The organism is Rhizobium sp. KDH_Rht_773_N (assembly GCF_052946295.1).
The window spans coordinates 3,753,781-3,777,521 of sequence record NZ_CM129525.1; the positions used below are offsets into that span (position 1 = coordinate 3,753,781).

Annotated in this window: 24 protein-coding genes and 1 pseudogene; 12 read left to right on the forward strand and 13 right to left on the reverse strand. The window is 66.5% G+C overall.

What is annotated here, in order from left to right:
• Window positions 1–90: 90 nt before the first annotated feature.
• Window positions 91–1,776, forward strand: coding sequence for an alpha/beta hydrolase (locus ACU8HS_RS18585; protein WP_447014893.1), 1,686 nt, complete (start codon window positions 91–93; stop codon window positions 1,774–1,776).
• 58 nt (window positions 1,777–1,834) lie between these two features.
• Here ACU8HS_RS18585 and ACU8HS_RS18590 read toward each other — a convergent pair whose 3' ends face one another.
• From ACU8HS_RS18590 to ACU8HS_RS18615, 6 genes are all read right to left on the reverse strand, one after another.
• Window positions 1,835–2,878: a hypothetical protein gene (locus ACU8HS_RS18590; protein WP_447014894.1), complete on the reverse strand. Its 1,044-nt coding sequence runs from the start codon at window positions 2,876–2,878 to the stop codon at window positions 1,835–1,837.
• Between the two features lie 87 nt (window positions 2,879–2,965).
• Complete coding sequence (locus ACU8HS_RS18595) at window positions 2,966–4,327, reverse strand: hypothetical protein (protein WP_447014895.1); 1,362 nt, start codon at window positions 4,325–4,327, stop codon at window positions 2,966–2,968.
• 68 nt (window positions 4,328–4,395) lie between these two features.
• The gene (locus ACU8HS_RS18600; protein ID WP_447014896.1) at window positions 4,396–4,905 is read right to left on the reverse strand and encodes a virion core protein, T7 gp14 family; all 510 of its coding nucleotides are present in this window, start codon (window positions 4,903–4,905) and stop codon (window positions 4,396–4,398) included.
• Window positions 4,898–5,392, reverse strand: a complete 495-nt coding sequence (locus ACU8HS_RS18605; RefSeq protein WP_112566594.1) for a hypothetical protein — start codon at window positions 5,390–5,392, stop codon at window positions 4,898–4,900. The genes ACU8HS_RS18600 and ACU8HS_RS18605 overlap by 8 nt, the downstream gene beginning before the upstream one ends.
• Complete coding sequence (locus ACU8HS_RS18610) at window positions 5,373–7,445, reverse strand: hypothetical protein (RefSeq protein ID WP_447014897.1); 2,073 nt, start codon at window positions 7,443–7,445, stop codon at window positions 5,373–5,375. Before ACU8HS_RS18610 ends, ACU8HS_RS18605 begins: the two co-directional genes overlap by 20 nt.
• Complete coding sequence (locus tag ACU8HS_RS18615) at window positions 7,438–7,602, reverse strand: hypothetical protein (RefSeq protein WP_447014898.1); 165 nt, start codon at window positions 7,600–7,602, stop codon at window positions 7,438–7,440. Before ACU8HS_RS18615 ends, ACU8HS_RS18610 begins: the two co-directional genes overlap by 8 nt.
• A gap of 557 nt (window positions 7,603–8,159) precedes the next feature.
• Here ACU8HS_RS18615 and ACU8HS_RS18620 point away from each other — a divergent pair.
• Complete coding sequence (locus tag ACU8HS_RS18620; RefSeq protein ID WP_447014899.1) at window positions 8,160–9,056, forward strand: LysR family transcriptional regulator; 897 nt, start codon at window positions 8,160–8,162, stop codon at window positions 9,054–9,056.
• Between the two features lie 117 nt (window positions 9,057–9,173).
• Complete coding sequence (locus ACU8HS_RS18625) at window positions 9,174–9,911, forward strand: SDR family NAD(P)-dependent oxidoreductase (RefSeq protein ID WP_447014900.1); 738 nt, start codon at window positions 9,174–9,176, stop codon at window positions 9,909–9,911.
• Window positions 9,912–10,266: 355 nt separating this feature from the next.
• On the opposite strand, the gene ACU8HS_RS18630 is transcribed toward ACU8HS_RS18625, so the two are convergent.
• Together ACU8HS_RS18630 and ACU8HS_RS18635 are read right to left on the reverse strand one after the other, a co-directional pair.
• Entirely contained in the window at window positions 10,267–10,461 is a 195-nt protein-coding gene (locus ACU8HS_RS18630; RefSeq protein WP_162702984.1) for a hypothetical protein, read from the reverse strand.
• Between the two features lie 61 nt (window positions 10,462–10,522).
• Window positions 10,523–11,467, reverse strand: a complete 945-nt coding sequence (locus ACU8HS_RS18635; RefSeq protein WP_447014901.1) for an AEC family transporter — start codon at window positions 11,465–11,467, stop codon at window positions 10,523–10,525.
• Window positions 11,468–11,571: 104 nt separating this feature from the next.
• Between ACU8HS_RS18635 and ACU8HS_RS18640 the strand changes: the two genes are divergently transcribed.
• Together ACU8HS_RS18640 and ACU8HS_RS18645 are read left to right on the forward strand one after the other, a co-directional pair.
• On the forward strand, window positions 11,572–12,444 hold the full coding sequence (locus ACU8HS_RS18640) for a LysR family transcriptional regulator (protein WP_447014902.1): 873 nt from the start codon (window positions 11,572–11,574) through the stop codon (window positions 12,442–12,444).
• Between the two features lie 115 nt (window positions 12,445–12,559).
• On the forward strand, window positions 12,560–12,997 hold the full coding sequence (locus tag ACU8HS_RS18645; protein ID WP_113501027.1) for a VOC family protein: 438 nt from the start codon (window positions 12,560–12,562) through the stop codon (window positions 12,995–12,997).
• A gap of 346 nt (window positions 12,998–13,343) precedes the next feature.
• Here the strand turns inward: ACU8HS_RS18645 and ACU8HS_RS18650 are convergent, their stop codons facing one another.
• On the reverse strand, window positions 13,344–16,022 hold the full coding sequence (locus tag ACU8HS_RS18650) for an AAA family ATPase (protein WP_447014903.1): 2,679 nt from the start codon (window positions 16,020–16,022) through the stop codon (window positions 13,344–13,346).
• A gap of 154 nt (window positions 16,023–16,176) precedes the next feature.
• Here ACU8HS_RS18650 and ACU8HS_RS18655 point away from each other — a divergent pair, with 154 nt between their 5' ends.
• Both ACU8HS_RS18655 and ACU8HS_RS18660 read left to right on the forward strand, forming a co-directional pair.
• Complete coding sequence (locus ACU8HS_RS18655) at window positions 16,177–16,473, forward strand: CopG family transcriptional regulator (protein ID WP_112758543.1); 297 nt, start codon at window positions 16,177–16,179, stop codon at window positions 16,471–16,473.
• A gap of 70 nt (window positions 16,474–16,543) precedes the next feature.
• Window positions 16,544–16,819 carry a DUF4242 domain-containing protein gene (locus ACU8HS_RS18660; protein ID WP_112758545.1) on the forward strand — a complete coding sequence of 92 codons (276 nt, stop codon included), beginning with the start codon at window positions 16,544–16,546 and terminating at the stop codon, window positions 16,817–16,819.
• 108 nt (window positions 16,820–16,927) lie between these two features.
• Here ACU8HS_RS18660 and ACU8HS_RS18665 read toward each other — a convergent pair whose 3' ends face one another.
• Complete coding sequence (locus tag ACU8HS_RS18665; RefSeq protein ID WP_112758547.1) at window positions 16,928–17,545, reverse strand: hypothetical protein; 618 nt, start codon at window positions 17,543–17,545, stop codon at window positions 16,928–16,930.
• 350 nt (window positions 17,546–17,895) lie between these two features.
• Window positions 17,896–18,567, reverse strand: coding sequence for a hypothetical protein (locus ACU8HS_RS18670; protein WP_447014904.1), 672 nt, complete (start codon window positions 18,565–18,567; stop codon window positions 17,896–17,898).
• 279 nt (window positions 18,568–18,846) lie between these two features.
• On the opposite strand from ACU8HS_RS18670, the gene ACU8HS_RS18675 reads away from it, so the two are divergent.
• From ACU8HS_RS18675 to ACU8HS_RS18690, 4 genes and pseudogenes are all read left to right on the forward strand, one after another.
• Complete coding sequence (locus ACU8HS_RS18675) at window positions 18,847–19,605, forward strand: SDR family oxidoreductase (protein ID WP_112705994.1); 759 nt, start codon at window positions 18,847–18,849, stop codon at window positions 19,603–19,605.
• A 70-nt stretch (window positions 19,606–19,675) separates the two neighbouring features.
• Entirely contained in the window at window positions 19,676–20,050 is a 375-nt protein-coding gene (locus ACU8HS_RS18680) for a hypothetical protein (RefSeq protein WP_112758549.1), read from the forward strand.
• 362 nt (window positions 20,051–20,412) lie between these two features.
• A pseudogene (locus ACU8HS_RS18685) lies at window positions 20,413–20,622 on the forward strand (hypothetical protein); the annotation flags it as partial.
• 96 nt (window positions 20,623–20,718) lie between these two features.
• Complete coding sequence (locus tag ACU8HS_RS18690; RefSeq protein ID WP_112573487.1) at window positions 20,719–21,045, forward strand: hypothetical protein; 327 nt, start codon at window positions 20,719–20,721, stop codon at window positions 21,043–21,045.
• A 79-nt stretch (window positions 21,046–21,124) separates the two neighbouring features.
• Here ACU8HS_RS18690 and ACU8HS_RS18695 read toward each other — a convergent pair whose 3' ends face one another.
• Window positions 21,125–22,369 carry an MFS transporter gene (locus ACU8HS_RS18695; protein ID WP_162702992.1) on the reverse strand — a complete coding sequence of 415 codons (1,245 nt, stop codon included), beginning with the start codon at window positions 22,367–22,369 and terminating at the stop codon, window positions 21,125–21,127.
• Window positions 22,370–22,438: 69 nt separating this feature from the next.
• Here ACU8HS_RS18695 and ACU8HS_RS18700 point away from each other — a divergent pair, with 69 nt between their 5' ends.
• Window positions 22,439–22,879: a helix-turn-helix domain-containing protein gene (locus tag ACU8HS_RS18700; protein WP_112758862.1), complete on the forward strand. Its 441-nt coding sequence runs from the start codon at window positions 22,439–22,441 to the stop codon at window positions 22,877–22,879.
• Window positions 22,880–22,971: 92 nt separating this feature from the next.
• Here ACU8HS_RS18700 and ACU8HS_RS18705 read toward each other — a convergent pair whose 3' ends face one another.
• Window positions 22,972–23,739: a hypothetical protein gene (locus ACU8HS_RS18705; protein WP_447014905.1), complete on the reverse strand. Its 768-nt coding sequence runs from the start codon at window positions 23,737–23,739 to the stop codon at window positions 22,972–22,974.
• Between the last annotated feature and the right edge of the window lie 2 nt (window positions 23,740–23,741).

The window sequence follows — 23,741 nt, forward strand, 5'->3', positions numbered from 1 at the left end:
CGGTGGTGCGGTCATGTCTCTGCCCCGTGACGTGGTCGAGCCGGCACAACGCTTCTGGATTGTATGCGGAACCTGTCATAAAACAGGGGGATGCAACATTTGCGGGCTGGAAAGATGTTCACGCGGCATTCCAAGTCAGGTTTGGTCAGGCCTCTTTCCTATCCGGCGCTGTTTTTCGCGCTGGTCGGCTTCTGCCTGTCGCTGACGCCGAGCCTCATGCCGCGCGCCTGGTTCGTGCAGGGCGCGCTTTCAGGCACCTGCGCGGCGGCCGGCTATGGCTGCGGCGTCTTGCTGCAATGGCTCCGGACCTATCTCGAGATCCCCCGGCTGCTGCCGGCGGCCGGGCGCATGGCGCGCTCCGCGGCACTGACGGGCGGTGCCGCGATCGCCGCGTATTTCGTCTGGCAATCGTCGTCGTGGCAGAATTCCGTGCGCGCATTGATGCAGCTTGCCCCGGTCACGACGGCAGAACCCTTGCTGCTGGTGCTGACGGCTGCGACCGTCTTCGTCCTGGTCGTCGCCATCGGCCGGTTGTTCGGGCTGATGGTGCTCGCCTTCTATGGCAAAAGCCGCCGGTTCATTCCGCGCCGGCTCGCAGCCGTTGCCGGAACCCTGCTGGCGGTCCTGGTCTTTTCGACCGTCGCCGATGGCCTGCTGTTCCATCTGGCGCTGCGCGTGGTCGATTCCTCGTTCCGCGAGGCCGATGCATTGATCGATGACGACACGTCCGTTCCCACCGATCCGGCCCGAACCGGAAGCGCCGCATCGCTGGTCAACTGGGACGAGCTTGGCCGGCAAGGCCGCCATTTCGTGACGTCAGGCCCGACCGCGGAAGAGATCGGCGCCTTCCTGCGGTCGTCCGCCCAGTCGCCGATCCGGGTCTATGTCGGCCTGAACAGCGCCGACGACGCCGAGGCCCGCGCAAGCCTGGCGCTGGCCGAACTCAAGCGTCAGGGCGCCTTCGGGCGCTCCAACCTCGTCGTGATCGTGCCGACGGGCACCGGCTGGGTCGATCCGGAGGCGACGGATACGCTGGAATATCTGCTGCATGGCGATGTGGCCGAAGTCGCGGTGCAATATTCCTATCTCGCCAGCTGGCTGTCGCTGATGGTCGAGCCGGAATACGGGGCCGATACGGCGCGCGCCTTGTTCAGGGAAATCTATGCCTATTGGCGCACGCTGCCGCGCGATCGTCGCCCCAGGCTCTATCTGCATGGGCTCAGCCTCGGGGCGCTGAATTCGCAGCTCTCCGTCAATCTCTACGATGTCTTCGCCGATCCCTTCCAGGGGGCGCTGTGGAGCGGGCCGCCTTTTGCCAGCGCCACCTGGGCCTATGTGACGGCAAACCGCAATCCCGGCTCGCCCGCCTGGCTGCCGCAATTCCGCGACGGCAGCATGATCCGCTTTGCCAACCAGCAGACCTCGGCCAACCGGCCCGACAGGCCCTGGAGCCCGGTGCGCATCGTCTTCCTGCAATATGCGAGCGACCCCATCACCTTCTTCGACTGGCGCGCGCTCTACCGCGAACCGGACTGGATGAAAGGGGAGAGAGGCCCCGACGTTTCGCCGGCCTTCCGCTGGTATCCCGTCGTCACTGCCTTGCAGCTCGGCTTCGACGCGATGATCGCCACGACCTCGCCGATGGGCTACGGCCATGTCTATGCGCCGCAACACTATATCGACGCATGGCTTGCGGTGACGGACCCGCCGGGGTGGACGGCGGAAGAGGTGGAGCGCCTGAAGGCTCGGTTCGAGAAGGCTTCGACAGGGAAGTGAGGCGTCGGCCGGGCGTTGGCGCGATGCCGGGCCGCCTGGTTTTCCCTGATGCGCCCTGTCAACGATCGAGCATGAAGAGCTCGTATTCCCTGGCGATTTCGTCCTGCGACGGCTTCCTGCCGTTTTTCTTCGTCAGGTCCGCCGCGATCGCCAGCCTGAGATCGCGCGGAATATCCTGATAGTCCACGGCGATATCGTAGCTCTCGTCGTCGGCAAGCCTGTTTGCCTGATAGAGGTAGCCGTGGGATTTTCCAGGATCCCAGCCGCCATAGACAGGGTTCGGCGAGGTGATGACGATCGGGAGCAGCAGACGATTGATCATTTTCTGAATGTCGCTCTGGCTCGGGTTCTGGCCGTTGTTCTTCTCCTTGAACGCATCCATCTGGTCGAGCAGCGTCGTGCGGAACAGGGCAACGCGGGTGGGCACGCTGCTGGCGGTCAAGAAGCCGGAATCGTCCTTGAAGAAACCAAGGGCTTCGAGCTGGGGTCTGGCGAGTTCGAAGGCGGTATTGATATCGAGGCCTTCGAGCCGGGCCTTGCGCAGATCCGTGAGCGCCGTCTGCCGCCAGCCGCTGGCCTTTTCCCAATCCTTGTCTGAGAGCCTGGAGCGGTACGGGAGGAGATCGATCTGCGCGAAGGCGGCCGGATCGGTGGCGAATTCGGTCTGCAGGTCGTAAAGCGTCTGGAGATCGGTCACGGGCTGGCCGTAGGCGCGGACTTTTTCCTTGTAGTCGCGCAGCGCAAGCAGGCCGGCGGGGCCGATGGCCTGCTGGATGTGGACGGGCAGCTTCGTCGGGTCGAAGGCCGGGTCCGCGATGACCTGGTTGTTGGCCCATTCCTGCACCTGCTGGCGCTGGGCGTCGATCGCCTTCTTCTGCGAGATCATGTAGCCGCTCAGCTGCTGCTCGGTGGCGGCGCGCAGTGCCGGGCTGGTGATGCCGTTCAGGCTCTCCTCGATCCTGCGCAAGCTTTCGGGATTGTAGTTCGGCAGGGTCGTCGTCTTCTCGTCGACGATGCCGGACGTGCGGAAGGCGACGACCTCGTTTGCGGGGCGGGCCGTCAGCGCCATGTCGCCCGCGCGCCTGGGGTCGGGCACGCGCACGAGGACGTTGCCGTCGGCATCGTAGCCGCCGAAGAGGCCGATCTGGCCCTTGTCGTTGCTGCTGCCGCTTCCGGCGCCTTTCCTTTGCTACGGGCCGAGGACGACGATGTCGCCGGGGCGGGGTGTCTGCGTCGGCAGGCCGAAATGGCGGAAGCTTGCGGCATCGGCGGTGAGGAGGGAGCCTGTCACATCGGCGAGCCAGGGTTGGAGCGAGGGGTCGACCGTGGTGCCGGCGGCATTTTTCACGAAGGCTGCCAGTGCCAGATCGTCCTTTGCCTTGCCGGGAAAGGCGAGCGCGGCGGCAACGGTGCGGAAATCCTCCGGGCCGCTCGGCTGGCGGGGTGGCGTGCGAGGGGCGGCCGGCATCTGCGGGCCTGCGGCTTGGGAGCCGGCAGCTTGGGGACCTGCCGTTCGGGGGGCGGCGGTTCGGTTGCCCGCGGTTTGCAGGGCTTCGGTCCTGCCCGCCGAAGGCTGCGCGCCAAGCGTGCGTACTGCCCCGGTTCGGCTGCCGCTGCCATCCGTTTGCGGGCCATTGCCTGCCGTGACGGCCGGTTGCCGCTCGCCTGTTCCGGCATCGACAGCCGCGGGCGAGGGGGCGCCGTTGGCATCAGGCGCGCCGGTATAGGTCGGCGGCAGGCCGGCGATGATGTCGGTGGCGTTCTGCCGGGCCTTCTCGTCGGTCACGGCGGTCTGCAGCGTTTTCAGGATATCGGTGCGGGCCGCCGGCAACAGGCCGGGGGCGGTTCTGGCATATTCCTCGGCCTTGATGGCGCTGTCTTCGGCCATCCGCAGTGCGACCTTTTTCTGCGTGTCGGAAATATATTGGGTGCGCTGCCGGTCGAGCTCTTGCGGGCTCCAGCCCTGCATGCGGCCCTGATGTTCGATGCCGGCGACGCCCTTGCCGATGGCGGCATCGACCCTGGCCGGATCGTTGTAGACGGCAACGGCATCATCGCTGGCCGACTGGATGCTCTTTTGGGACGTCTCGGCAAACCAGGCCTTGCGCTGATCGGCCTGGTGGCGGATCGTGACGTCCAGCAGGCTGTTCATGCTGGCGCGGCTGGTTTCCTCATAGGTGCGGGCGGCCCCCGGCGACAGGCCCTTGCCAAATTCGGCGCGCTTCTGCTCGGCCAGTTTTTCGAAGGCGGCGCGGCCTTCCACGGCGGCGCGGCCGGTCAGGGTCAGATAACCGCCCTTGCCATAGCTTGCCTCGCGCTTCCAGTCTTCGAATTTCGTCAGCGAATCCTTGGCGGCATTGGCATTGTCCAGCTGCTCCACCTGCACGATGGCCTCGCCGAGCGCGCCCATGCCGGTCGCGAGCCCCTGCATGCCCTTGCCGATGGCCGAGCCGAAAGCTTCGGCATCGGCCTTGACGGTAAAGCCCTCGCTATATTCCGGGCGAAGGGCGACATGCGCCTGGGTGTCCTGATAGGTCGGAACGGTCGGCATTCTTCACCTCACTTCTTTTTCACCGCAATTCCGGACGCAAGGCCGCGGCAGGCTTTCGCCGGAACTGCCTAGATGTAGCGCAGGCTTTTCGCCTGGGTGTAAACCTTGCCCGAGCCGCCGAGGATCGTGCCGAAGGCATCGAGATAACCGCCCTTGACGGCGGCGTCGGCGCGCATGCGGTCCAGTTTGGCGCTCGCCAGCTGGTTGGCGCCCTGCATCTTGTAGCCATAGGCTTCGCGATAGGCGTTGGTGCGCAGGTTGAGCGCATCGATCTCGCCCATCCTGGCGGTGTCGACGATCGTATCGAGCGGCGAGCCGAAGGAAAGGTCGATGCCGTTGGCGGCCATGGCCGCGCGCTGGCGGCCCTCCAGCTGCGCCGTCTGCAGGCGCTTCTGCTGCTCTTCCTGCTTGCCGCGCTCGATGGCGTCCTTTGCCTGCTTGTCGGCGATCTGCGCGTTCATTTCGGCGACCTGGGCGTTGTATTTGTTCGCCTCCGCCGTCGCTTTTGCCTGCTGCACCTGGCCGGCGGCGCCGAGAAGCGTCGAGCCCAGCGTCAGCGCAAGACCAAGATCACACATCTGTCTCTCCCAGTTTCAGGGGCTCGCCCATTTCGAACAGGCGGAAGGCATGGCCGTTGATCTGCACCGGCTCGAACAGGCGGAAACCCAGCCATTCGAGCCAGCGCAGCGACACGGCGTTGCGCGCATCCACGACGTTTCTGAGCAAGCGATAGCGGCCCAACAGTTGAGCCGGCCAATGTTTGGAGATCCGCAGGAAGCCGCGGAAATTCGTCTCCACCGCATCGGTGCCGAGCAGCCAGGGCGCGCCGATGCCGGTGAGGATATCGAGGTCGCCGACACCCCACATCACCTCCGGCCGCCCGTCGAAGAGGGCGGTCCATGCCTGGCAGGAGTGGCGGTAGGAGAAGGAGAGGGCCGAGAGCGGCGAGCGCCCGGAGGCGGCGAAAACTTCCTCGCGGTCGGCCGCCCGCATGCGTGCGGCAATCGCGCGGATATGGCCCGGCCGCGCCGCGACGACGGTGATTTCAGCGGCCAAGGGTGACATCCGGCATGATGGAAAGGATCGTCATCGGCAGCGGGTCGAACTGCTTGACCCACATGGCGCCGCTCGTGCCCCAGTCCCAGTAGGGGGTGACGGTCAGGTCGCCGGTATAAAGGCCGATCGCCTCGTCCCAGTTTTCGTTGCGGCGCTGCTTGTATTCCACCAGCGTGCCGCCGTCGCGGCTGCCGTCCTCCGGCCCGGTGAAGATGCCGCGGGTATTCTCCACGCGGAAGGTCACTTCGGAGACGGATTTCGAGCGGCCCTGCACGGTGCCGAGGCCCTGCACCTGGCCGACGTCGAGATCGAGCGTTTCGATCGCCGCCGTCACCGGCAGGCCGATATGGATCTTCGAGGCCGCGTTCTGCAGCCGCACGGCGCCGTCGGTCACGGTCAGGTTGCGCACGACATTGCCGTCGGCCAGCGCCACGAGCGTCTGGCCCTCGAGATGGGAAAGGCCCGATATGGTCGTGGCCGGCGGGCCGGCATAGGTCAGGCCGCAATCGACGAAAAAGGCGTCCCGCACGTCGTCGAAGGCGCGGCTGTGCAGCCGCTCGATATAGCGCCTCTGCTGGCCGCCGATCGTGCGGCGCACGATGAAATAGGGCACGTCCTCGCCATCCTCCTCGATGACGGTGACATCCTCGAAGACGGCGCCGGCGCCGCTTTCGTGCCGCGTCCAGGCCCAGACATCCTGTTCCTTCATGTAGGTCAGCGAAACCAGGGCGCCGTCGTCCAGCACCACCCAGACGACGGAATCGGGCGCCTGCGCATAGTCCCAGGCGGCGATCTCGCGGCCCTTGAAGAGGTGGCGGGCAAGGATGGTCAGGTCCTTTCCCACATAGCTGTCCTGCGTGTAGTCGTAGGAGAAATCGCGCACCACGCCGCCGAGCCGCTGGGCGAAGAGCACGGTATTGCCGACGACGATCGGCTGCACGCGGGCGGCCCCGCGATAGCCCTGGTTGTCGAGCTTGATGGCGGAAGGCGAGATCGCGTCGGCCGCCGAGCCGCCGGTGACGATCCATTCCGAGCCTGACGTGAGCAGCAGCAGGCCGCGCACGGAAATCATCGCGCGGATCTCGTTGACCTGCCTTGCGCGGATGCGGAAGGTCACGGCGTCGCTCGCCTTGGCGGGCGAGGAGACGCCGAAATTCTCGTAATTGGCGGATTGGCTGAGCCACACGGCCTGCGGGTCGTTGAGCGTGGCGGCAAAGGCCAGCCGCTGCTCGATGAAGGTCACGCAGCGCGGATAGTTGCCGGCGCCGCTGAACGGGTTGCGGCCGGCCTGCGGCGTGTCGGACAGGTCGGGCGTGATGTTCTCGTCGTCGAAAGTCAGGCCCGTCGTGCCGCCGACATAGCCGAAAATGCCGTTGTCGTCGCGGTAGACGATGTAGCGCGCAGCCCCCGCCACCGCCGCCCAGGCGATACGGTTGACGCCGCCCTGGAGGGCGAGGTCGTTGACCACGGAGCCGGCATTGGAGGGAAGGCTTTCCTCGCCGCTGTCGGCGACGGCGGAGACACGGTAGCGGTATGTGGTTGCCACATAGCCGGGCTTGGTGACGACGGGCGTGCCTGCCGGCGGGCCGATCAGCGGCTTGAACTCGACCGTCGTCAGCGTCCAGTTGTCGTCGGCCAGGCGCCCGAGTTTGCGCACGGGATGGTTGACGTGGCAGAGATAGAGCACATCGGCTTCCTGCACGAAAACCAGGTCCTGCACGTCCTCGGCGGCATAGGCGCTCGCCACTTCGTAAGGGGCGCCGCCGGAAAGAATGAGGCCGCCATCGCGGAAGATGCGGATATAGCGGTCGCCGAATTCGAGAATATAGGTCTGCTCGGTATTGAACTGGAAGCGGATCAGCCGCGCGCGCTTGGCGCTGTCCTTGATCTCGTGGACGAATTGCAGCCCGGCCCGGTTCGAAACGCCGCCATGGGGATGGACGAAGACGTTGAGCGCCGTGCGCAACCCGCTCTGGTATTTGGTGAGATCGACGCGGGCGCCGAGCGCCGGCGAAAGCTCGCCTGCGGTGAAGGAGGGCTGGTAGGCGCGAAAATCAGCCATGGGCGCGCACCGCGATCAGTTCGCTCACGAAATTCTCGCTCGTGTGCCTTGCCTGATTGGCCTCGGCCTGCTCGGCCGCCCGCTGGCTGTTTTGCGCAAGGGCCAATGCGTCGGCGCGGATCTTGGGGTCGCGCGTCAGCGGCATGGCAAGGCGCACGGACAGATGCCAGCAAAGAGATCGGTGCCTTTAACCTCCCAAAGCGCATCAATTTTACTGGATGCGTCAATCTCCTTGCTGAAGAATTCTCGTTTGAGCCGAAGGAAGGCCCGATCATACTCTCGCCAGGAATCGACGGGTAAAGCTACGCCGGCAAGTGTAAATAGGGGAGTTATTCCGGGCTTGAGAGGAATGGAATGGGGATCTGTGGTGCCGGTTTCATCGAGATAAAGTGCCCATGCGACCAAATTCAGTCCCCCAAAAAACAGACGGCCCTCCCGAAGAAGAGCCGCCTTGGTCGCTCACTTAGATCATCAGATCGAACGCCCCGTACGGGCGTTGAAGTGAGCACTTATTGGTTTAATATTCCCGCCTCGCACAGTCAACAGGATGTGCGAAAGTCATTGTAAGAATGAAATTAGCGGCGAATGGTTGCGCGAGGCTTAAAATAAGTCGAGCCAACAATGGGAATATATGGTGTTGCAAAACGCTCAATCAATATTTAATCATTTTCATTCCTCCGGGGAATATCGAGCCCCACCCACGGAGCCCCGACATTGGACAGACTCGCCGCCATGGAAACCTTCGTCCGCGTCGTCGAAACCGGCTCCTTCTCGGAAGCGGCCCGCCAGCTGCATGTCGGCCAGCCGGCGGTTTCCAAGACCGTCGCCCAGCTGGAATCCCATCTCGGCGTCCAGCTCCTGCTGCGCTCCACCCGCGGCCTGACCCCCACCGAAGCCGGCGAGAGCTATTACGAGCGGGCGCGGCGCGCCATCGAAGAGGCGGACGAGGCCGAACATGCCGCGCGCGGAGCCGGCGCCAGCCTGTCGGGGCGCTTGCGCGTCAGTGCGGCGCCGGCCTTTGCCAGCCTGCATGTCATCCCGCATCTCGGCCAGTTCCTTGAGCGCCATCCCGGCCTCGACATGGAGGTCGTGCTCGACGACGAGCGCATCGATCTGATCGAGGAAGGCATCGACGTCGCGCTCAGGATGGGCGATCTGCCGGATTCGGCGCTCACCGTGCGCAGGATCGGCCAGTCGCCGCGCATCGTGGTGGCCGCGCCCGCCTATCTCGCCCGCCACGGCGAACCGGCCCATCCCGGCGATCTTGCCGCCCACCAGGGCATCGTCTATGCCAAGGGTTTCGGCCGCGATGCCTGGCTCTTCCGCAAGGACGGCGCCGAGGCGCCCGTCACCATGCGGGGACGCCTGCGCGTCTCGGCGGCCGAGGGCGTGCGCTCGGCCGTGCTTGCGGGCATCGGCCTTGCGGTGGCTTCCGAATGGATGTTCGCGCCCGAGCTTGCCGACGGGCGGGTCAAACTGCTGCTTGCGGAGTGGAGCCTCGCGCCCCTCGATCTGTGGGCGGCCTTTCCGGCCGGGCGCGGCGTCAGCGCCAAGGCGCGCGCTTTCGTCGCCTTCGTCGAGGAAAAGCTTGGTTCTGCCGCCCATTCCTGACGGGAATAGGTCATAGTCGCGCCAGCTTCCTACTTCGCCCGCCCGGAAGCCCATAATTTCTGCCTCGTGTTCAACGGGCGCCGGCAAGAACCGGCGCGATGCAGAAGGAATGGAACCATGAGCAGGAAGCTGGAAAACAAGGTCGCCGTCATCACCGGCGGCAGCGCCGGCATCGGCTTCGGCGCGGCAAAACGCTTCGTCGAAGAGGGCGCCAAAGTGTTCATCACCGGCCGGCGACAGGGCGAACTGGACAGGGCGGTGGCCGAGATCGGCGGCGATATCGAGGCGATCCAGGCCGATGCCGCAAGCCTTGCGGATATCGACCGGGTCTATGAGATCGTGAAGGAAAAGGCCGGCCGCATCGACGTGCTCTTCGCCAATGCCGGCTTCTACGAGTTCGGCACGTTCGGCGAAATCACCGAGGAGCATTTCGACAAGACCTTCGACACCAATGTGCGCGGCCTGCTCTTTGCCGTGCAGAAGGCGCTGCCGCTGCTGTCGAAGGGGTCGTCGGTGATCCTGACGGGCTCGATCGCCTCGATCAAGGGCTTCCCGTCCTTCTCCGTCTACGATGCCACGAAGGCTGCGATCCGCTCGTTTGCGCGCGGCTGGATCGTCGATCTCAAGGGCCGCGACATCCGCATCAACGTGCTGAGCCCCGGCCATACGGAAACGCCCGGCCTTTCCACGCTTGCCGACCAGAACGTGCGCGACATGATGAAGGCAAACGTGCCGCTCGGCCGCATGGGCACGTCGGACGATCTCGCCAGGGCCGCGGTTTTCCTGGCCAGCGAGGACAGCAGCTACATTACCGGGATCGAACTCTTCGTGGACGGGGGCGTGGCGCAGTTTTGACGTGTCACCGACAGGAGACGGGCGCGCGGCGCCCGCCTTCCTTTCCGGCGGGAGGGTGCCCGGCGCAAACCCCGGCTGCCGGCACGGTTGCCGCGGGCAGGCGCAGCTGCTAGGTCACGCATCGGCGGCCGGCCGGCCCGGAAGGAGACAGCGTGAAGAAACCGATCTTTCTCGTACTCATGAGCCTCTGCATCCTGACGGCAATCGCCGGTCTTGCCATCAGCTCGGCGCGGCTGATCGGGCTGTTCTAGGGTTTGCCCACTCGGCGCAGTCTCTCCAGACAAGGTGTCGGCCGCTGTCACCAGCCAATAGAGCGCATGGGTATCCGGCAAAACGCCCGGCACGGATCAGTTTTTCATTTGCGGGGTTCGGAGGGAGTACCCTTGAGGGCCTGCTTTGCGATCGGCTTGGTCAGGTCCAGGCCCTTTTTAAGCGGAAGCTTGGCCGACTTCAGCGAGTTGGCGCCGCGCACTTCAAGGAAGCGGCCGCTCGTTGAATCGCGCACCACCCATTTGCCTGTCGGTTCCTGCTTCAGTTCCGCTTTCGTCATGAGAACCGTATAGCGGCAAATCGTTTTCGGCGCGAGCGCCGCCTCGGCCGCCGGTTTCGCCTCACAGCCGCCCGGCCAGCGCCAGATAGGCGGAGATCGTCAGCACCGAAAGCACGGTCGAGGCCAGCACGACGCGGCTCGTCAGGCTGGCCTCGCGGCCGTAGAATTCCGCCAGCATGAAGGGGCCGGTGCCGGTCGGCAGGGCGGCCAGCAGCACGGCGGTATGGGTGGCGGCGGGCGGCAGGTTCATGAGCGGGGCGGCGATGAGCCAGGTGACGACGGGCTGGGCGATCAGTTTCAGGCCGACGAGGATGCCGGCCGTGCCTGTCCGGGCGCTGTTCTCGCCGGCCCTGGAGCCGGCCAGGAACAGGCCGAGCGCGATCAGCGCGCAAGGGGAGGCGGCGGCGCCGAGCAGCTTCAGGAAGGCATGGACGGGGGCGGGCAGGGCCGCGCCCGAGACCATGACGAGAGCGCCGAGAAAGGGGGCGACGAGCAGCGGGTTTCTGGCCAGCGAACGGCCCGTCTTCAGCGCGATGTCGCGTCGTCGTGTTTGAGCCTGCAGCCCGCCCTCGATGAGGACGATGGCGACGGCAAAGAGCACGCAGACGGTCAGGATGGTGGAGATCAGGGTCGGGGCCATGCCGCTGTCGCCGACCAGTGACAGGACGAGCGGAAAGCCGATGAAGCCGGTATTGGCGTAGGACGCGTTCAGCCCGTCGATCGCCGCGTCGGCGAGGGGCCGGCCCCCGGACAGGCGCCAGGCCAGGGTGGCGGCGAAGATGACGGCGCAACCGGCCGTGAAGGCGACGATGAAGCCCGGCTGCCAGATGTCGGCCGGCCTGGCATTGGCCATGATATCGAAGAGCAGGGCGGGCAGGGCGAGGTAGACGACCAGCCGGTTGACCTCGCGCGTGGCATTTTCGCCGAGCGCGCCGGTCTTGCGGGCGGTCCAGCCGGCCAGGATAAGGGCAAAGATCGGCAGGACGATGGAAAGGTTGGTCAGCATGGGCAACTCGGGCGGGGCGTGCTTGGGGCGATCATTGCCTAGCGCCTGATATCGAGATAATCCAATATCATCTTGAACGTCGATTGATGCTTTTGAGGTATCGAATGGACACGCGCCATATGCGCTATTTCGTGGCGCTTGCCGAAACCCTGCATTTCGGCCATGCGGCGGCGCGCATGAACATGAGCCAGCCGCCCTTCAGCCGGCAGATCGCCGCGATCGAAAAGACGCTCGGCGTGCGCCTTGTGGAGCGCAATTCGCGCAACGTGGCGCTGACGCCGGCCGGCCAGCATTTCCTTGCCGATTGCCGCGCCGTGCTCGAAGGGTTCGACGCCGCCTGCCGCGACGTGCGCCTCGTCGCCGGCGGCATGAAGGGCGAGCTGAAGCTCGGTTTCATGATGCATGCCGCCCATAGCGTCATCCCGGCGCTGGTGCGGCTTTATTCCGAGGCGCGGCCGGATGTGCGGCTGATCCTGGAAGAGCGCATCCCGACCGATATAGAGGAGATGCTGGCCGAGGGCCGGCTGGATGCCGCCGTCACCTTCGGCGCCGGCCCGGCGCCGCATCTGCGCACGCAGCTGATTGCCCGCGACAGGCTGTGCCTGATCGTGCCGGCCGGCCACCGGCTGGCGGCCGGCGAACCGGCCGGGCCGCAATCGCTTGCCGGCGAAAGGCTGATCGCGGCCCCCGCGACGGTGGCGCCGACGCTGCGCACGGCCATTGCCACCTATTGCGCTTCCGGCGGCGTCATCCCGCATTTCGCCTTCGAGCCGCGCCTGCAGCACACGATCATCCGGCTGGTGCAGGAAGGGCTCGGCGTGGCGCTGATCCCGCAATCGCTCTGCGGCGATCTGGCGGAGGGGGTGGTGGCGCGGCTGCTCGTCGATGCGCCCGAATTCGATGTGGTTCTGTGCGCGCCGCGGGCGGGGCGGAACCCGGCGGTGCCGGAACTGTTTGCGGTGGCGGGCAGGGCCTGAGCGGCGGGCGAAGCGGAAAACGGCGGACGGCTGTCGGATCGTGCGCGCCCTGAACGTCCTTCGGCGGACGAGGCCGGATCTCGTCGAGCCGAACGACAGCCTGGAGATTGGAAACATGGCGCTCAAGCGAATGGACAATGTTGGAATCGTCGTCGAGGACCTCACGGCGGCGATCGATTTTTTTGGCGAACTCGGGCTTGCGCTCGAAGGGCGGGCGATGATCGAAGGCGAATGGGCCGGGCGCGTCACCGGCCTCGGCAACCAGCATGTCGAGATCGCCATGATGCGCACGCCTGACGGCCACAGCCGGCTGGAACTTTCCCGCTTCCTCGCGCCCGATGTCGTTGCCGATCACCGGAAGGCCCCGGTCAACGCCCTCGGCTACCTGCGCGTCATGTTCGCCGTCGACGATATCGACGAGACGCTCGAGAGGCTTTGCGCGCACGGCGCGGCGCTTGTGGGGGAGGTCGTGCAGTATCGGGATACGTATCGGCTCTGCTATATCCGCGGGCCGGAAGGCATTCTCATCGGCCTTGCGCAGGAACTCGGGTGAGGGCGTGCGTGCGGGGTTGATTGGGGGGCGTGGCTGTCTGACCCCATTGCAAGCTGTACCGTGTGGTACGCCCCTCTGTCCTGCCGGGTCCTTCGGCCCCCCACAAGGGGGGGAGATCGACTCGTGGCTTGACCTTCGCACCTCACTGACGTTGTGCAGTTTGCAAACGTTGATTGTTTGGGGAAGCCGGCGCCCCCAGCCAATCTCCCCACCTGTGGGGGAGATGTCCGGCAGGACAGAGGGGGGTACCCCACGGTACAACATTAGCGGCTTGGAGCGATATCCCACGACACAACCCCAACCCGGTCGTCTCAACGCCGCCGCGATCCCCCCTGCCGGCCCCGCGCTACCCTAATAGCCCCAGCCGGCGCCCTTCGGCGGCGGCCTGGCCTCTCGATCTGGCGTTCAGCTTTGCCAGGATCGCGGAAATATGGTGGTCCACCGTTTTGGCGGAGACGAAGAGCAGCGCGCCGATTTCGGCGTTCGAGCGGCCCTCGTCGATCAGGCGCAGCACGTCCATTTCGCGGATCGTCAGGCCGGCGGCGTTGGCCTGGGTGGTGGGGCGCGGGCCGCGGGCGGGGAGGCGGCCGCCGCGTTTGCGGATCGTCTCCTTCACATGGGCGATGACGGTCGTGGCGCCGAGCGCTTCCAGCGCGGCGAGCGCGCGGTAGAGCGCGTCGCTGTCGCCGTCGAGCAGGGCAAGGGCGGCATAGTAGGGGGCGCGGCGGCCGGTCCAGATATCGGCGGCCTCCTGCCAGCGGCCGCGGCGCATGGCGGCGACGGCGGCGTCGGCGTTTTCGCCGCCCTGCGCAAGGCCGGCCTCGCCCGTCATATGCGCCCAGAAGCCGAGCATCGAGCCGGCGGCGTCGTCGCGGCAGAGCGCGGCGGCCTGCCGCAGGGCGGCAAGCGCCTGCTCGCGGCCGGCAAGGCCGAGCCAGGCGCGTTCGGCGACAAGCGCCGCATGGGCGGCGAGGCGCGGGAATTCGAACGTGTTCTGAAGGAAGGCCGCCATTTCCTGCATGAGTTCGTCGGCGTTGCCGCCGCGCCGCGTTCGCAGCGTCGCCAGCGCCACGAGCGAGGGATAGCGGCAGAGCGCGGGCGAATTGCGGTTGTCGACCACGGCTTCGGCGGCGGCTTCGGCCTCGTCCCAGCGGCCGAGCTCGGTCAGCAGTTCGGCGAGCTCGCCGCGCATATAGTCGCGCCAGGTATCGAGGTCGTGCTCGATGCAATAGGCGATGCCGCGCGCCAGCACCGCTTCGGCGGCATCTGCCGCATGCAGGCGGATTTCCACCCAGGCGCGGTTGGTAAAGGCGCGGGCGGCATGTTCCTGGAAGCCGTGTTCGCGGGCGATTGCCAGCGCCCGGTCGAGCGTCTGGCGGGCGCGCTGCGGCTGGCGCCAGCAGATGGCGGTGCCGACATTGTTGAGCGCGTGGCAGAGCACTTCGGGCCTTGCGATATCCTGCCTCGCGACGAGCGCGATGGCGCGCTCGCCATGGCGCGTCGCGGTTTCGGCGTCGCCCGCCAGCATGGCAAGCTGCGAGAGGTTGGAATAGGCCATTGCCAGTTCGGCATGAGCCGGTTCAGAGGGGGCCGGTTCTGCGGGGCCAGGTTCGGCGGGGCCAGGTTCTGCGGGATTGGCCGCCTGTTCCAGGAGGTCCACGGCCTGGCGGCCGAAGGCATCGGCGCCCTTGCGGTCGCCGGCAAGGTAGCTCAGCCGCGACAGCCAGCGCATGTTGTCGCCGACATGCCTGATATCCCCGAGCGCCCGGTAGAGCGCAAGCGCGCTCGTCTGGGCGGCGATGGCGCGTTCCATCTGGCCGGTCAGGTGGCATTCGAAGGCATAACCCTCGTAGAGGCCGGCGCGCTCGGCATCGCAAAGGCTTGCGGCATGGGCGAGCGCCAGCTCGTAATGGCGCATGGCCTGCCGGTGGGCGCCGAGCCTTCCGGCCTCGGCCGCCGCCTTCGGCGCAAGCTCCAGGATCGCGGCCACGTCCTGCGCCTCGTGGGCATGGTGGACCATGCGCGCCATCGAGGCATCGCCGCTGCGGCGGAAATAGGCGAGCGCCTTTTCGTTCATCGCCCGGCGGCCGAGCGGCGGCAGCGATTGCTCGATCGCCTGCCGGGCGATCTCGTGGCGGAAGGCGAAGAGTTCGCCGGCCGGCACGAGAAGGCCGCTGGCCGCGCAGGCCTCCAGCGCCGGCCGCGCCGGCCTGCCGCAGATCGCCTCGATCAGCTCCGGCTCGAAGGCATCGGGCGAGGTGGAGGCGGCCCGCAGCGCCTGCCGCTCCGGCTCGGAAAGCGCATCGGCGCGCGCCAGCACCGCATCGCGGATGGTAGCCGGCAGGCGCCCGCCATCGGCTGCCGGCTGGCGGCCGCGGCCGGCGGCCTCGACAAGCTCGCTGACGAAATAGGCGTTGCCGCCGGTGGCCGAAAAGATCGCCTCGCCGTCGAGGCCGGCGCTTCCGGCAAGTTCCAGCACCGCCGCTTTCGACAGCGGCGGCACGTCGAGCCGCAGCCAGTGGGCCGGCGGGATATCGGCAAACAGCCGCCGCAGCCGCGTCTGGCCGGCCGTATCGTCGTTGCGCGCGGTCACGAGGAGGAGCAGGCAGGCGGAGCGGATGCGCCGGCCGATATAGCGGATCAGGTTCAGCGTGGCGTCGTCGGCCCAGTGAATATCCTCGATGAGGAGCAGCGTCGGCCGGCGCCCGGCGGTCAGAAGGTCGAGCATTTCGGAAAAGAGCGAAATCCAGTTGCGGCCGGAGGCCGGCGCGAGCGCCATCGCCCAGCGCGCCTCGCGCGCGATGTCGCGCCAGGGGCCGAGCGGCTCGGCCGTGCCGAAATTCTCGCAGGCGCCGGACAGGACCCGCGTATCGGCAGGCACGGCGCGGGCAAAGGCGGCCGCAAGCGAGGACTTGCCGGCGCCGGCTTCCCCTTCGAGAAGGACGAGGCGACCCTGGCCGTCGGCGGCTTCGCGCAGCAACGACTGCAGGTGATCGAGAGTGGGCTCGCGCTCGACTAGTCGCATGGCGGATTATTGCCAGCAACGGGAGCGGGTGGGAATAGGCGGTGCGTGAAAATCGCGGGCCCGGCGCCGATATTCCCGGCCGGCCCTGATTGCGGATTTGACGCGGTATCGCAGACAATCTATGGTGTTTGTATTACAAACGGAGAGAAAAACGATGTCGCAGCGTGGATTGTCTGATCCGATTACCATGCGGCTGCCGACGGATGTGCTGGCAGAGATCGAGCAGATCGCCGGAATCTGCAACCGGACGAGAAGCTGGGTGTTCGTGCGGGCCTTGAAATCATATCTGGCGGCGGAGGGCCGCGAGATCATCGAATTGGCCGAGGCCAGACGGGATATCGAAAACGGATTGGGGCAGGACCTTGATGCGGTCATCGACGACGTCGATGCGATCGTCAAGGGAGCGGCGCCGCGCAAAATCGGGACAGGCGGGGCGCAAAATGGGGAATAGTCCCGATGTGGCGGCCGGCGGCGGGGCATAGGCTCGTGTTCCGTCAATCAGGCGCAAACAGGAGGCCGCCATGCCGAAATATCTCATCGAACGCAACATTCCCGGCGCATCCAAGCTCACGGCCGAGCAGCTCAGGGAGATTTCCGCCACGTCCAACAAGGTCGTCGCCGGCCTCGACCGGCCGTATACCTGGATCACCAGCTATGTCGCCGGCGACAAGATCTATTGCGTGCACGAGGCCGACAGCGCCGAAACCGTCTACCGCCACGCCCGCGAGGGCGGCTTCCCGGCCGATCTCGTCAGCGAGATCGCCTCGGAAATCGGCCCGAAAACGGCGCGCATGTGAGCCGCCGCGCCCGGCCGCCTGCGAGGGGCAGCGCGCCGGCGCACACCCCGTTCCCTCTCCCGGTCGTCTACGGGGAGGGGATGGGGCCGCGAGCGCGGCCGGCGATCTTCACGCCGCGAGCGCTGCGACCATCCTGCGCAGCTCGGGCATCATCGGCGGATTGTCGGGCTCGACGATTTCGCGGCCGATATCCATGAGGATGGACTTGATCAGCGTCGTCTTCTTCAACGCGCTCTTCTTGACCAGTTCATCAAACTCCTCGCTCGTGCGGGAGGTGACTTTCATCGAAAGGCGCTTTGCCGGGGCATGCTTCCAGCTTTGCCACTTGGCCTTGTGGATTTCCGCATTCCTGCGCAGCCGCTTCACCAGCGCTTCGTCGTTCACCGACCGGTGCACAAAGTAGGCGATCAGCGATTTTCGAAGGGTCGAGCCGGCGGAAGGATCGATGCGATAGGCCGCAAGGTCCAGCATTTCCAGGAACGGGGCAGCCACAACCACCTCCAGCGACCTGGAGGCAATGTCGCGAGCGGTGCGGATCGCCGGGGTGGATTGCGGCGGAATGGCCACGACGGTGCCGCACTCGTCGCAGGTGGCGGCCATGATTTCCCGGGCCACGGCAATGCCGCTTTCGAACGGCACGTCGTGGTAGCCGAAAGTCGTCGTAACGACCTTCCGGCACGTTTCGCAGAGCGCCTTGCTCCTGTCTCCCGCATACCAGATTTTCATGCTCGCCTACCTTGACCGATGCACGCTGATGAAGATCGTGTCCGGATCAACAAAATAGAATTTTATGTACCATCCGTCCCGCTTGAGGATGTGGACTTCGACGCCCTTGAACGCATGGAAAGGCGGCTGGGTGAAAAAGATTCCAGGCCATGACTTTGGCTATACCGGAATGCGTTTTTAAAACTTTAATGAGAAGGATTTATCGCTGATCGCGCCAGGGATGCAGATGTGCGTGAGGGAAAATCATGGCAGATGCGCCGCTTGCGGCCTCATCCCCTCCGGAAAAACCGTGTGCCCGCGACGGGTAGGACCGATCCGCCGGGACTGGTTCCCGGCGGATCGCGCAGCCGCTATTGGGCTGTCACTGTCATCGGGGCGGGTTGTGACAGTGATTCACGGATCTCGTCGATCTTGCCGTCGGCCTCTCCGACGCCGAGGATGGTCCTGGCGCTCGCAAGCGCGGCGGGGCTGAGCTTGCCGGTGCGCGTTGCGGATGCCAGCGCTTCCTCCAGCGCGGCGTCGCCGAGCAGCGGGTCGTCGGCCGCCGGCTCCATGCCGTTGTCGATCTCGTATTGGGCATAGGCCATGGCATAGGCGGCGATCGCGCTCATGCGCGGATCGGACGTGTGCATATAGGCCTTGTAGCTGCGGTTGAGGGAGTTCAGGCCGGCAAGTTCGGAGGCCGCATTCTTCGCCTTGGCCCCGGTTGCGGATTTTTTGGCGGAGAGCGATTTCGCCTTCGCCTCGCCGGATTTGCCCTTGCCGGCGCTGCCGGATGTCGAGCCGTCGCGCAGCGACTTGCCGCCCTGGGCGCCGCCGCCCTGGCTGCCGTGGTTTTCGTGGCTGCCGCCATTTCCGCCACCATTGCCGCCACCGTTTCCGCCGCCGTTACCGCCGCCATTGCCGCCACCGTTGCCGCCGCCCTTGGCCATCGCGGCCGTGTCGAAGCCGGCAATGGCCAGCGGGCTCGACGCCAGGGCGATGGAAAGTGCTGCCATCGATGCCAGAGTTGCGATCCGCATCCGTTTTTCCTCCGCAAGAAAAGCTTCCTCGAACGTCCCGGCACCGCCTGCCGGGCAGGGCGGGGCCGGGACGAGGCGGATGTTAGGTGCGATTCGCGCCGCCTGCATCGGACCGAGGTCCGGCATGCGTCGGACCATGGTCCTAGAGAGCGGGGCATGGTTAACGGCTTCCGTCCGTTGACGAATTGCGGGCGGCATGCCCGGCGGCCGATCGGGAATCGGGTGGCTGCCGCCCGCCGGATCTCCTACCCATGCCCTATCGCAACAGGAGGTACGGATATGGAACTCGACGGCAAGGTTATCGTCATTTCAGGGGCAAGCAGCGGCATCGGGGCGGCGGCGGCGCGGCTGTTTGCGGCCGAGGGCGCAAGGTTGGTACTCGGCGCGCGGCGGGCGCAGATGCTCGATGCGCTGACGTCGGAGATCGGCGAGAGCGGCGGCACGGCCGTGTCCCTTGCCGGTGACGTGCGGGAGGAGGCCTATGCGCAGGCGCTGGTCGGCCGGGCGCTCGATGCCTATGGCCGGCTCGACGGCGCCTTCAACAATGCCGGCATCGTCGGCGAGATGGGCGCCCTGGCGCAGATGAGCCTTTCCAACTGGGAGGCGGTGATGTCCACCAACCTGACGAGCGCCTTCTTCGCGCTCAAGGCGCAATTGCCGGTCATGACGGCGCAGGGCGGCGGCTCGATCGTCTTCACCTCGTCCTTCGTGGGCTACAGCAATGGCGGCCTGCCGGGCATGGGGGCCTATGCCGCCTCCAAGGCGGGCCTGATCGGCCTCGTGCAATCGGCCGCCGCCGACCATGCGGCCGACGGTGTGCGGATCAACAGCCTGCTTCCGGGCGGCACGGTCACGCCGGCGGGCGGGCAGGACAATCCCGAATTCCTGCAATACATTTCCGGCCTGCATCCGATGAAGCGCATGGCGGCGGCCGGGGAGATCGCGCAGGCGGCGATGTTCCTGCTGTCGGACCGGGCAAGCTTCATGACCGGCAGCCCGATGATCGCCGATGGCGGCATGTCGGTGCGGCTGCTTTAGCGGCGGGGCGCGAACTTATCGCGCGACGGGGCGTTTCCACCCTGCCGCACATGCCGAGAGGAGGACGGCCATGACCACGATCAAGAGCCACGGATTCAGGACGAGGGCCGAGCTGGACGAGCATCTGGCCGATGCCGAGGATGCCGCCGCCGACGGGTTCGGCGCAGCCCCCGGCGAGGAGGCGTCAGCGGTGAGGGCGCGGGAGGAGCTGACGCTGGCGCGCCGGCAACTCGCCCTTCTCGGCCACCGGGTTTCGGCCCTGCGCGAGGAGGCGGATGCCGTCCTGTCCCGGCGCGGGCGGACGGACGAGGCCGGCGGGCAGAGGCCGCGCGGCTTGCTGGCGCTTGCCGGCGCGGTGACGCTTGCGCTGGCGGCGGGCGGCCTGCTGCGCTCGCTTGCGGTTGCGGGCAGGGCGGATGCCGCCCTTCGCTCCGGGCGGCGGTGAAGATGGCGAGTGCCGTCATGGTCGGTGACAGGCGAGGTTGAGACCGCAGCCCCTCATCCGACCCTTCGGGCCACCTGACCGGGGTTGAGCCACGGGTCTCAACCCGTCCTTCGGACCCCCCAGGGGAGAAGGGGAGTCCGGGGCACTCTTTGCGAGAGAATAAGACGTTCCGATTGGGACAGGACGTTGCGGCGACTCCCCTTCTCCCCCGGCGGGGAGAAGGTGGCCCGAAGGGTCGGATGAGGGGGCTCCGGGCGCCGACCCCTCCATTTCCTCACGCCAGGATGCGCTTTTAGCGGCGGCGGGCGCGAACTTATCGCGCGACGGGGCGTTTCCACCCTGCCGCACATGAGGATGGGTGATTGCCGGCATGGTCGGCAAGAGGCGAGGTTGAGCCCGGAGCCCCCTCATCCGCCCTTCGGGCACCTTCTCCCCGCCGGGGAGAAGGGGAGTGCGGGGCACTCTTTGCGAGAGAATAAGACGTTCCGATTGGGACAGGACGTTGCGGCGACTCCCCCTTCTCCCCTGGGGGAGAAGGTGCCCGAAGGGCGGATGAGGGGGCTGCGGGCGCCGACCTCTCCATTTCGGCACGCCAGGATGCGCTTCACGCCGCGCCCGATTGCTGACATAGTTGCAGGCAGACAGCCAACGATCGCGGATGTTGCGTCATGACCTCGCAGATACGTGAAAAAAGCAGCTTGCGCGCACCGACCGGGTCCGTCACGGGCCTGTGCTCCGCCTCCGCCACCATGTTTGCGGTGGGAATGGCCTTTCTGGGCTATTGGGGCGTGTATGAACAGGGCAGCTGGCGCGCCGTCGATTATCTTGTGATGGCCATCGCCATCGTCGGATTTGCCTCTCTCGGCTGCGTGCCCTGGATCGTGACGACACCCGTTTCGGAGGAAGAGGCGGACAAGGTTGCCGTTGCCCGGCGGGCGATGGCGCTGGGGACGGCGTTGATCTGGATGGCCGTCTGCATCACCGTATTCGCCTGAGCGGCGCTGCGCGAACCGGGGGCGAACCGGGGGCGAGCCGAGGGCGGGGCCGGGTGGCCCCGCACGCAGAGCAGGGATGTCACGCCTTGCCCGGGGCGCGTTCGAAGCGGCCGGCAAAAACCAGCGCCATTGCCGCGGCCGTCATGGCGGCGGCAAGCAGGAAGGTCGCGCGCATCCCGGCGGTGATCGCGGCCGCGTCGGCATGGGCGAAATCCTGCGTGCCGACGCCGGCGGCGAAGACGGCGCCCATCAGCGAGGCGCCGGCGATCAGCCCGATATTGCGCGACAGGCCGAGCAGGCCGGAGGCGAGGCCGCGCCGGTCCTTCGCCACGTCGGCAAGGGCGGCCGTGTTGTTGGCGGCCTGGAAGAGCTGGTAGCCGGGGGTGAGCACGGCAATGGCGGCGACATAGCCGGCAACGCCCGCAAACCCCGGCAGGACCGCCAGCAGGAAGGCGCCGGCCGCCAGCAGGGCAAGGCCGAGAGAGAGCACGCGGGCGGCCCCCCAGCCGTCGACCAGCCGGCCGGAGGGAACGCCCCCGAGGATGGAGATCACCGGGCCGACCGACATGACGAGGCCGACCCAGGCGGGTGTCAGCCCGAGCGCCAGGCCGAGATAGAAGGGGCCGACCACCAGCGTCGTCATCATCACGGCGGCAACCACGATATTGACGAGCAGGTTCGGCAGGAGGCGCCGTTCCAGCACGGCCAGCAGGCCGGCCCCGCGCCTTGCCCCTCTGGCGCCGTCGGCCGGCAGCGTGGCGAAGGCGAGCGCCAGCGCCGCAAGGGCAAGCGGCACCTGCACCCAGAAGATGCCGCGCCAGCCGGCAAGCGGGATCAGCGCGCCGCCGAGCGAGGGGCCGAGCGCCGTGCCGAGTGCGGAGACGGTGCCGAGCAGGCCCATGGCGCGGCCGATGCGCGCCTCGCCTGCGGTCTCGCGCATCAGCGCCATCGAGATCGTCATCAGGAAGGCCGCGCCCGCCCCTTGCGCGGCGCGCGCCGCCATCAGCAGCGTCAGGTCCGGGGCGATGGCCGAAAGCAGCGAGGCGACGGCAAAAAGGGCAAGGCCCGAAAGCTGCATGCGCTTCAGCCCGTAGAGATCGCCGAGCCGGCCGGCCAGCACGACGCAGACCGTGAGTGCGGCGAGATAGGCGACGACGACGCCCTGCACCCTGGCGAAAGGCGCGGAAAAATCCTCGGCCAGCCGGGGCAGGGCAATGTTGGCGATGCTGGTGCCGAGCGAGGCGAGCAGCATGGAAAGCGACAGCGTCAGCGTGGCGCCGCGCCTCCTTCCTGTCCCTGCCGGCCTATCTTCCATCTGTTCCATATGAATTTCCTCTTGCTTGAATTGGCTTGCGGGAGCAGGGTACGAATTCAAGCCGACTTGAGGTCAAGCATGAAATTTCTGGATATTGGAGAAGTCTCGGCGCGAAGCGGAATCAAGCCCTCGGCCCTGCGCTATTACGAGGAGATCGGGCTCATCGCCTCCGTCTTCCGCCACGGGCTGCGCCGGCAGTTCTCGCCGGACGTGCTCCTGCAGCTGAAGCTGATTACGATGGGCAAGACGGCCGGTTTTTCGCTGGAGGAAATTGCGGGCATGTTCGGCACGAACGGCGCCCCGGACCTGCCGCGCGCCGTGCTGCACCGCAAGGCCGACGAGATCGACCGCCAGATCCGCGAACTCAGCGCGCTCAGCGACACGCTGCGCCACGTCGCCGAATGCCCGGCCCCCTCGCATATGGAATGCCCGACCTTCCGCCGGCTGCTCGACGTGGCGGGCAAGCGGGCGGGCGCCGGCAAGGGCGCGCAGGCGGCCCGGCGCGGCGGCGGCGTGTAGCGGCGATCGCCCGCCGCACGGGCGAGGGGTATGGCGAGGAGGGCGGCAGGGCAGGCGCGCAAACGCGCGCCTGGCAAGCCGGGGAGTATCCGCTATCTGTCCAGCCGCCCGGTTGGGGAGACCCGGTCGAGCTGCAGGCCCTGAATGCTCTGCTGGTTCTGCCTGATGATCGATTGCGGAACCGGGGAGGGGCCTTTCTGTTCTGCCGGCCCCGTGGCCGGGCCTTGCCCCGGAACGATCGTTTCCAGTTGCCGGGGCGTTTTCACATCGACGATCACCACCTCGACCGGTTTTTCTTCCAGCCTCTGCGCGAAGGCGAAGTCCACTGTCTTGACGGTTTCCCTGTTGCGGGAAACCGCGCCGATCGCGGTCCATTTGCCATCCTCGAATTCGGACCCGATACCGAGTTTCGTCGTCACCTGCACGCGAACCGAGTAGCTGAACTTGTCGATCCGGCCGTAATTTTCGCCGTGGGAAATTCTTTCTACCCATTCGCTCAGCCTGAAATCCCTGGGCTCGACCCTTATGTTCTTGTAGCTGCCGACCCTTTCGCAGGCTTGCGATTTATCGTCGACGACCGGCACGCTATATTCCACCTTGCCGTTCCGGTAAGCCTCCCGCTCGCGTTTTGCGTTGGAGGCGTAGAGAAGCTTGGTAACGCCTGCCGGCGCCAGCCATGTCAGCGGATCGACGTGAGCGTTGTCTGTCTCGGTCGTATTCTGGGTGATGACGTAGGTTGCTCCCCACTTGCTGAAATCCAGCTTTGTTTTCTCTTTCGCCTGCTTGAAGGTCGTCAGGATTTCGCACTGAACGATATCCGCCAGCTGGATAATGCTTTGGGCATCGTCCCCGTCAGGCATGG

Coding starts and splice junctions, on each gene's coding strand:
- ACU8HS_RS18585 (WP_447014893.1), top strand. CDS start 91: ATGCAACATTTGCGGGCTGGAAAGATGTTCACGCGGCATTCCAAGTCA.
- ACU8HS_RS18595 (WP_447014895.1), bottom strand. CDS start 4,327: ATGCCGACCGTTCCGACCTATCAGGACACCCAGGCGCATGTCGCCCTT.
- ACU8HS_RS18600 (WP_447014896.1), bottom strand. CDS start 4,905: ATGTGTGATCTTGGTCTTGCGCTGACGCTGGGCTCGACGCTTCTCGGC.
- ACU8HS_RS18605 (WP_112566594.1), bottom strand. CDS start 5,392: ATGTCACCCTTGGCCGCTGAAATCACCGTCGTCGCGGCGCGGCCGGGC.
- ACU8HS_RS18610 (WP_447014897.1), bottom strand. CDS start 7,445: ATGGCTGATTTTCGCGCCTACCAGCCCTCCTTCACCGCAGGCGAGCTT.
- ACU8HS_RS18625 (WP_447014900.1), top strand. CDS start 9,174: ATGAGCAGGAAGCTGGAAAACAAGGTCGCCGTCATCACCGGCGGCAGC.
- ACU8HS_RS18630 (WP_162702984.1), bottom strand. CDS start 10,461: ATGACGAAAGCGGAACTGAAGCAGGAACCGACAGGCAAATGGGTGGTG.
- ACU8HS_RS18635 (WP_447014901.1), bottom strand. CDS start 11,467: ATGCTGACCAACCTTTCCATCGTCCTGCCGATCTTTGCCCTTATCCTG.
- ACU8HS_RS18640 (WP_447014902.1), top strand. CDS start 11,572: ATGGACACGCGCCATATGCGCTATTTCGTGGCGCTTGCCGAAACCCTG.
- ACU8HS_RS18645 (WP_113501027.1), top strand. CDS start 12,560: ATGGCGCTCAAGCGAATGGACAATGTTGGAATCGTCGTCGAGGACCTC.
- ACU8HS_RS18650 (WP_447014903.1), bottom strand. CDS start 16,022: ATGCGACTAGTCGAGCGCGAGCCCACTCTCGATCACCTGCAGTCGTTG.
- ACU8HS_RS18655 (WP_112758543.1), top strand. CDS start 16,177: ATGTCGCAGCGTGGATTGTCTGATCCGATTACCATGCGGCTGCCGACG.
- ACU8HS_RS18660 (WP_112758545.1), top strand. CDS start 16,544: ATGCCGAAATATCTCATCGAACGCAACATTCCCGGCGCATCCAAGCTC.
- ACU8HS_RS18665 (WP_112758547.1), bottom strand. CDS start 17,545: ATGAAAATCTGGTATGCGGGAGACAGGAGCAAGGCGCTCTGCGAAACG.
- ACU8HS_RS18670 (WP_447014904.1), bottom strand. CDS start 18,567: ATGCGGATCGCAACTCTGGCATCGATGGCAGCACTTTCCATCGCCCTG.
- ACU8HS_RS18675 (WP_112705994.1), top strand. CDS start 18,847: ATGGAACTCGACGGCAAGGTTATCGTCATTTCAGGGGCAAGCAGCGGC.
- ACU8HS_RS18680 (WP_112758549.1), top strand. CDS start 19,676: ATGACCACGATCAAGAGCCACGGATTCAGGACGAGGGCCGAGCTGGAC.
- ACU8HS_RS18690 (WP_112573487.1), top strand. CDS start 20,719: ATGACCTCGCAGATACGTGAAAAAAGCAGCTTGCGCGCACCGACCGGG.
- ACU8HS_RS18695 (WP_162702992.1), bottom strand. CDS start 22,369: ATGGAACAGATGGAAGATAGGCCGGCAGGGACAGGAAGGAGGCGCGGC.
- ACU8HS_RS18700 (WP_112758862.1), top strand. CDS start 22,439: ATGAAATTTCTGGATATTGGAGAAGTCTCGGCGCGAAGCGGAATCAAG.
- ACU8HS_RS18705 (WP_447014905.1), bottom strand. CDS start 23,739: ATGCCTGACGGGGACGATGCCCAAAGCATTATCCAGCTGGCGGATATC.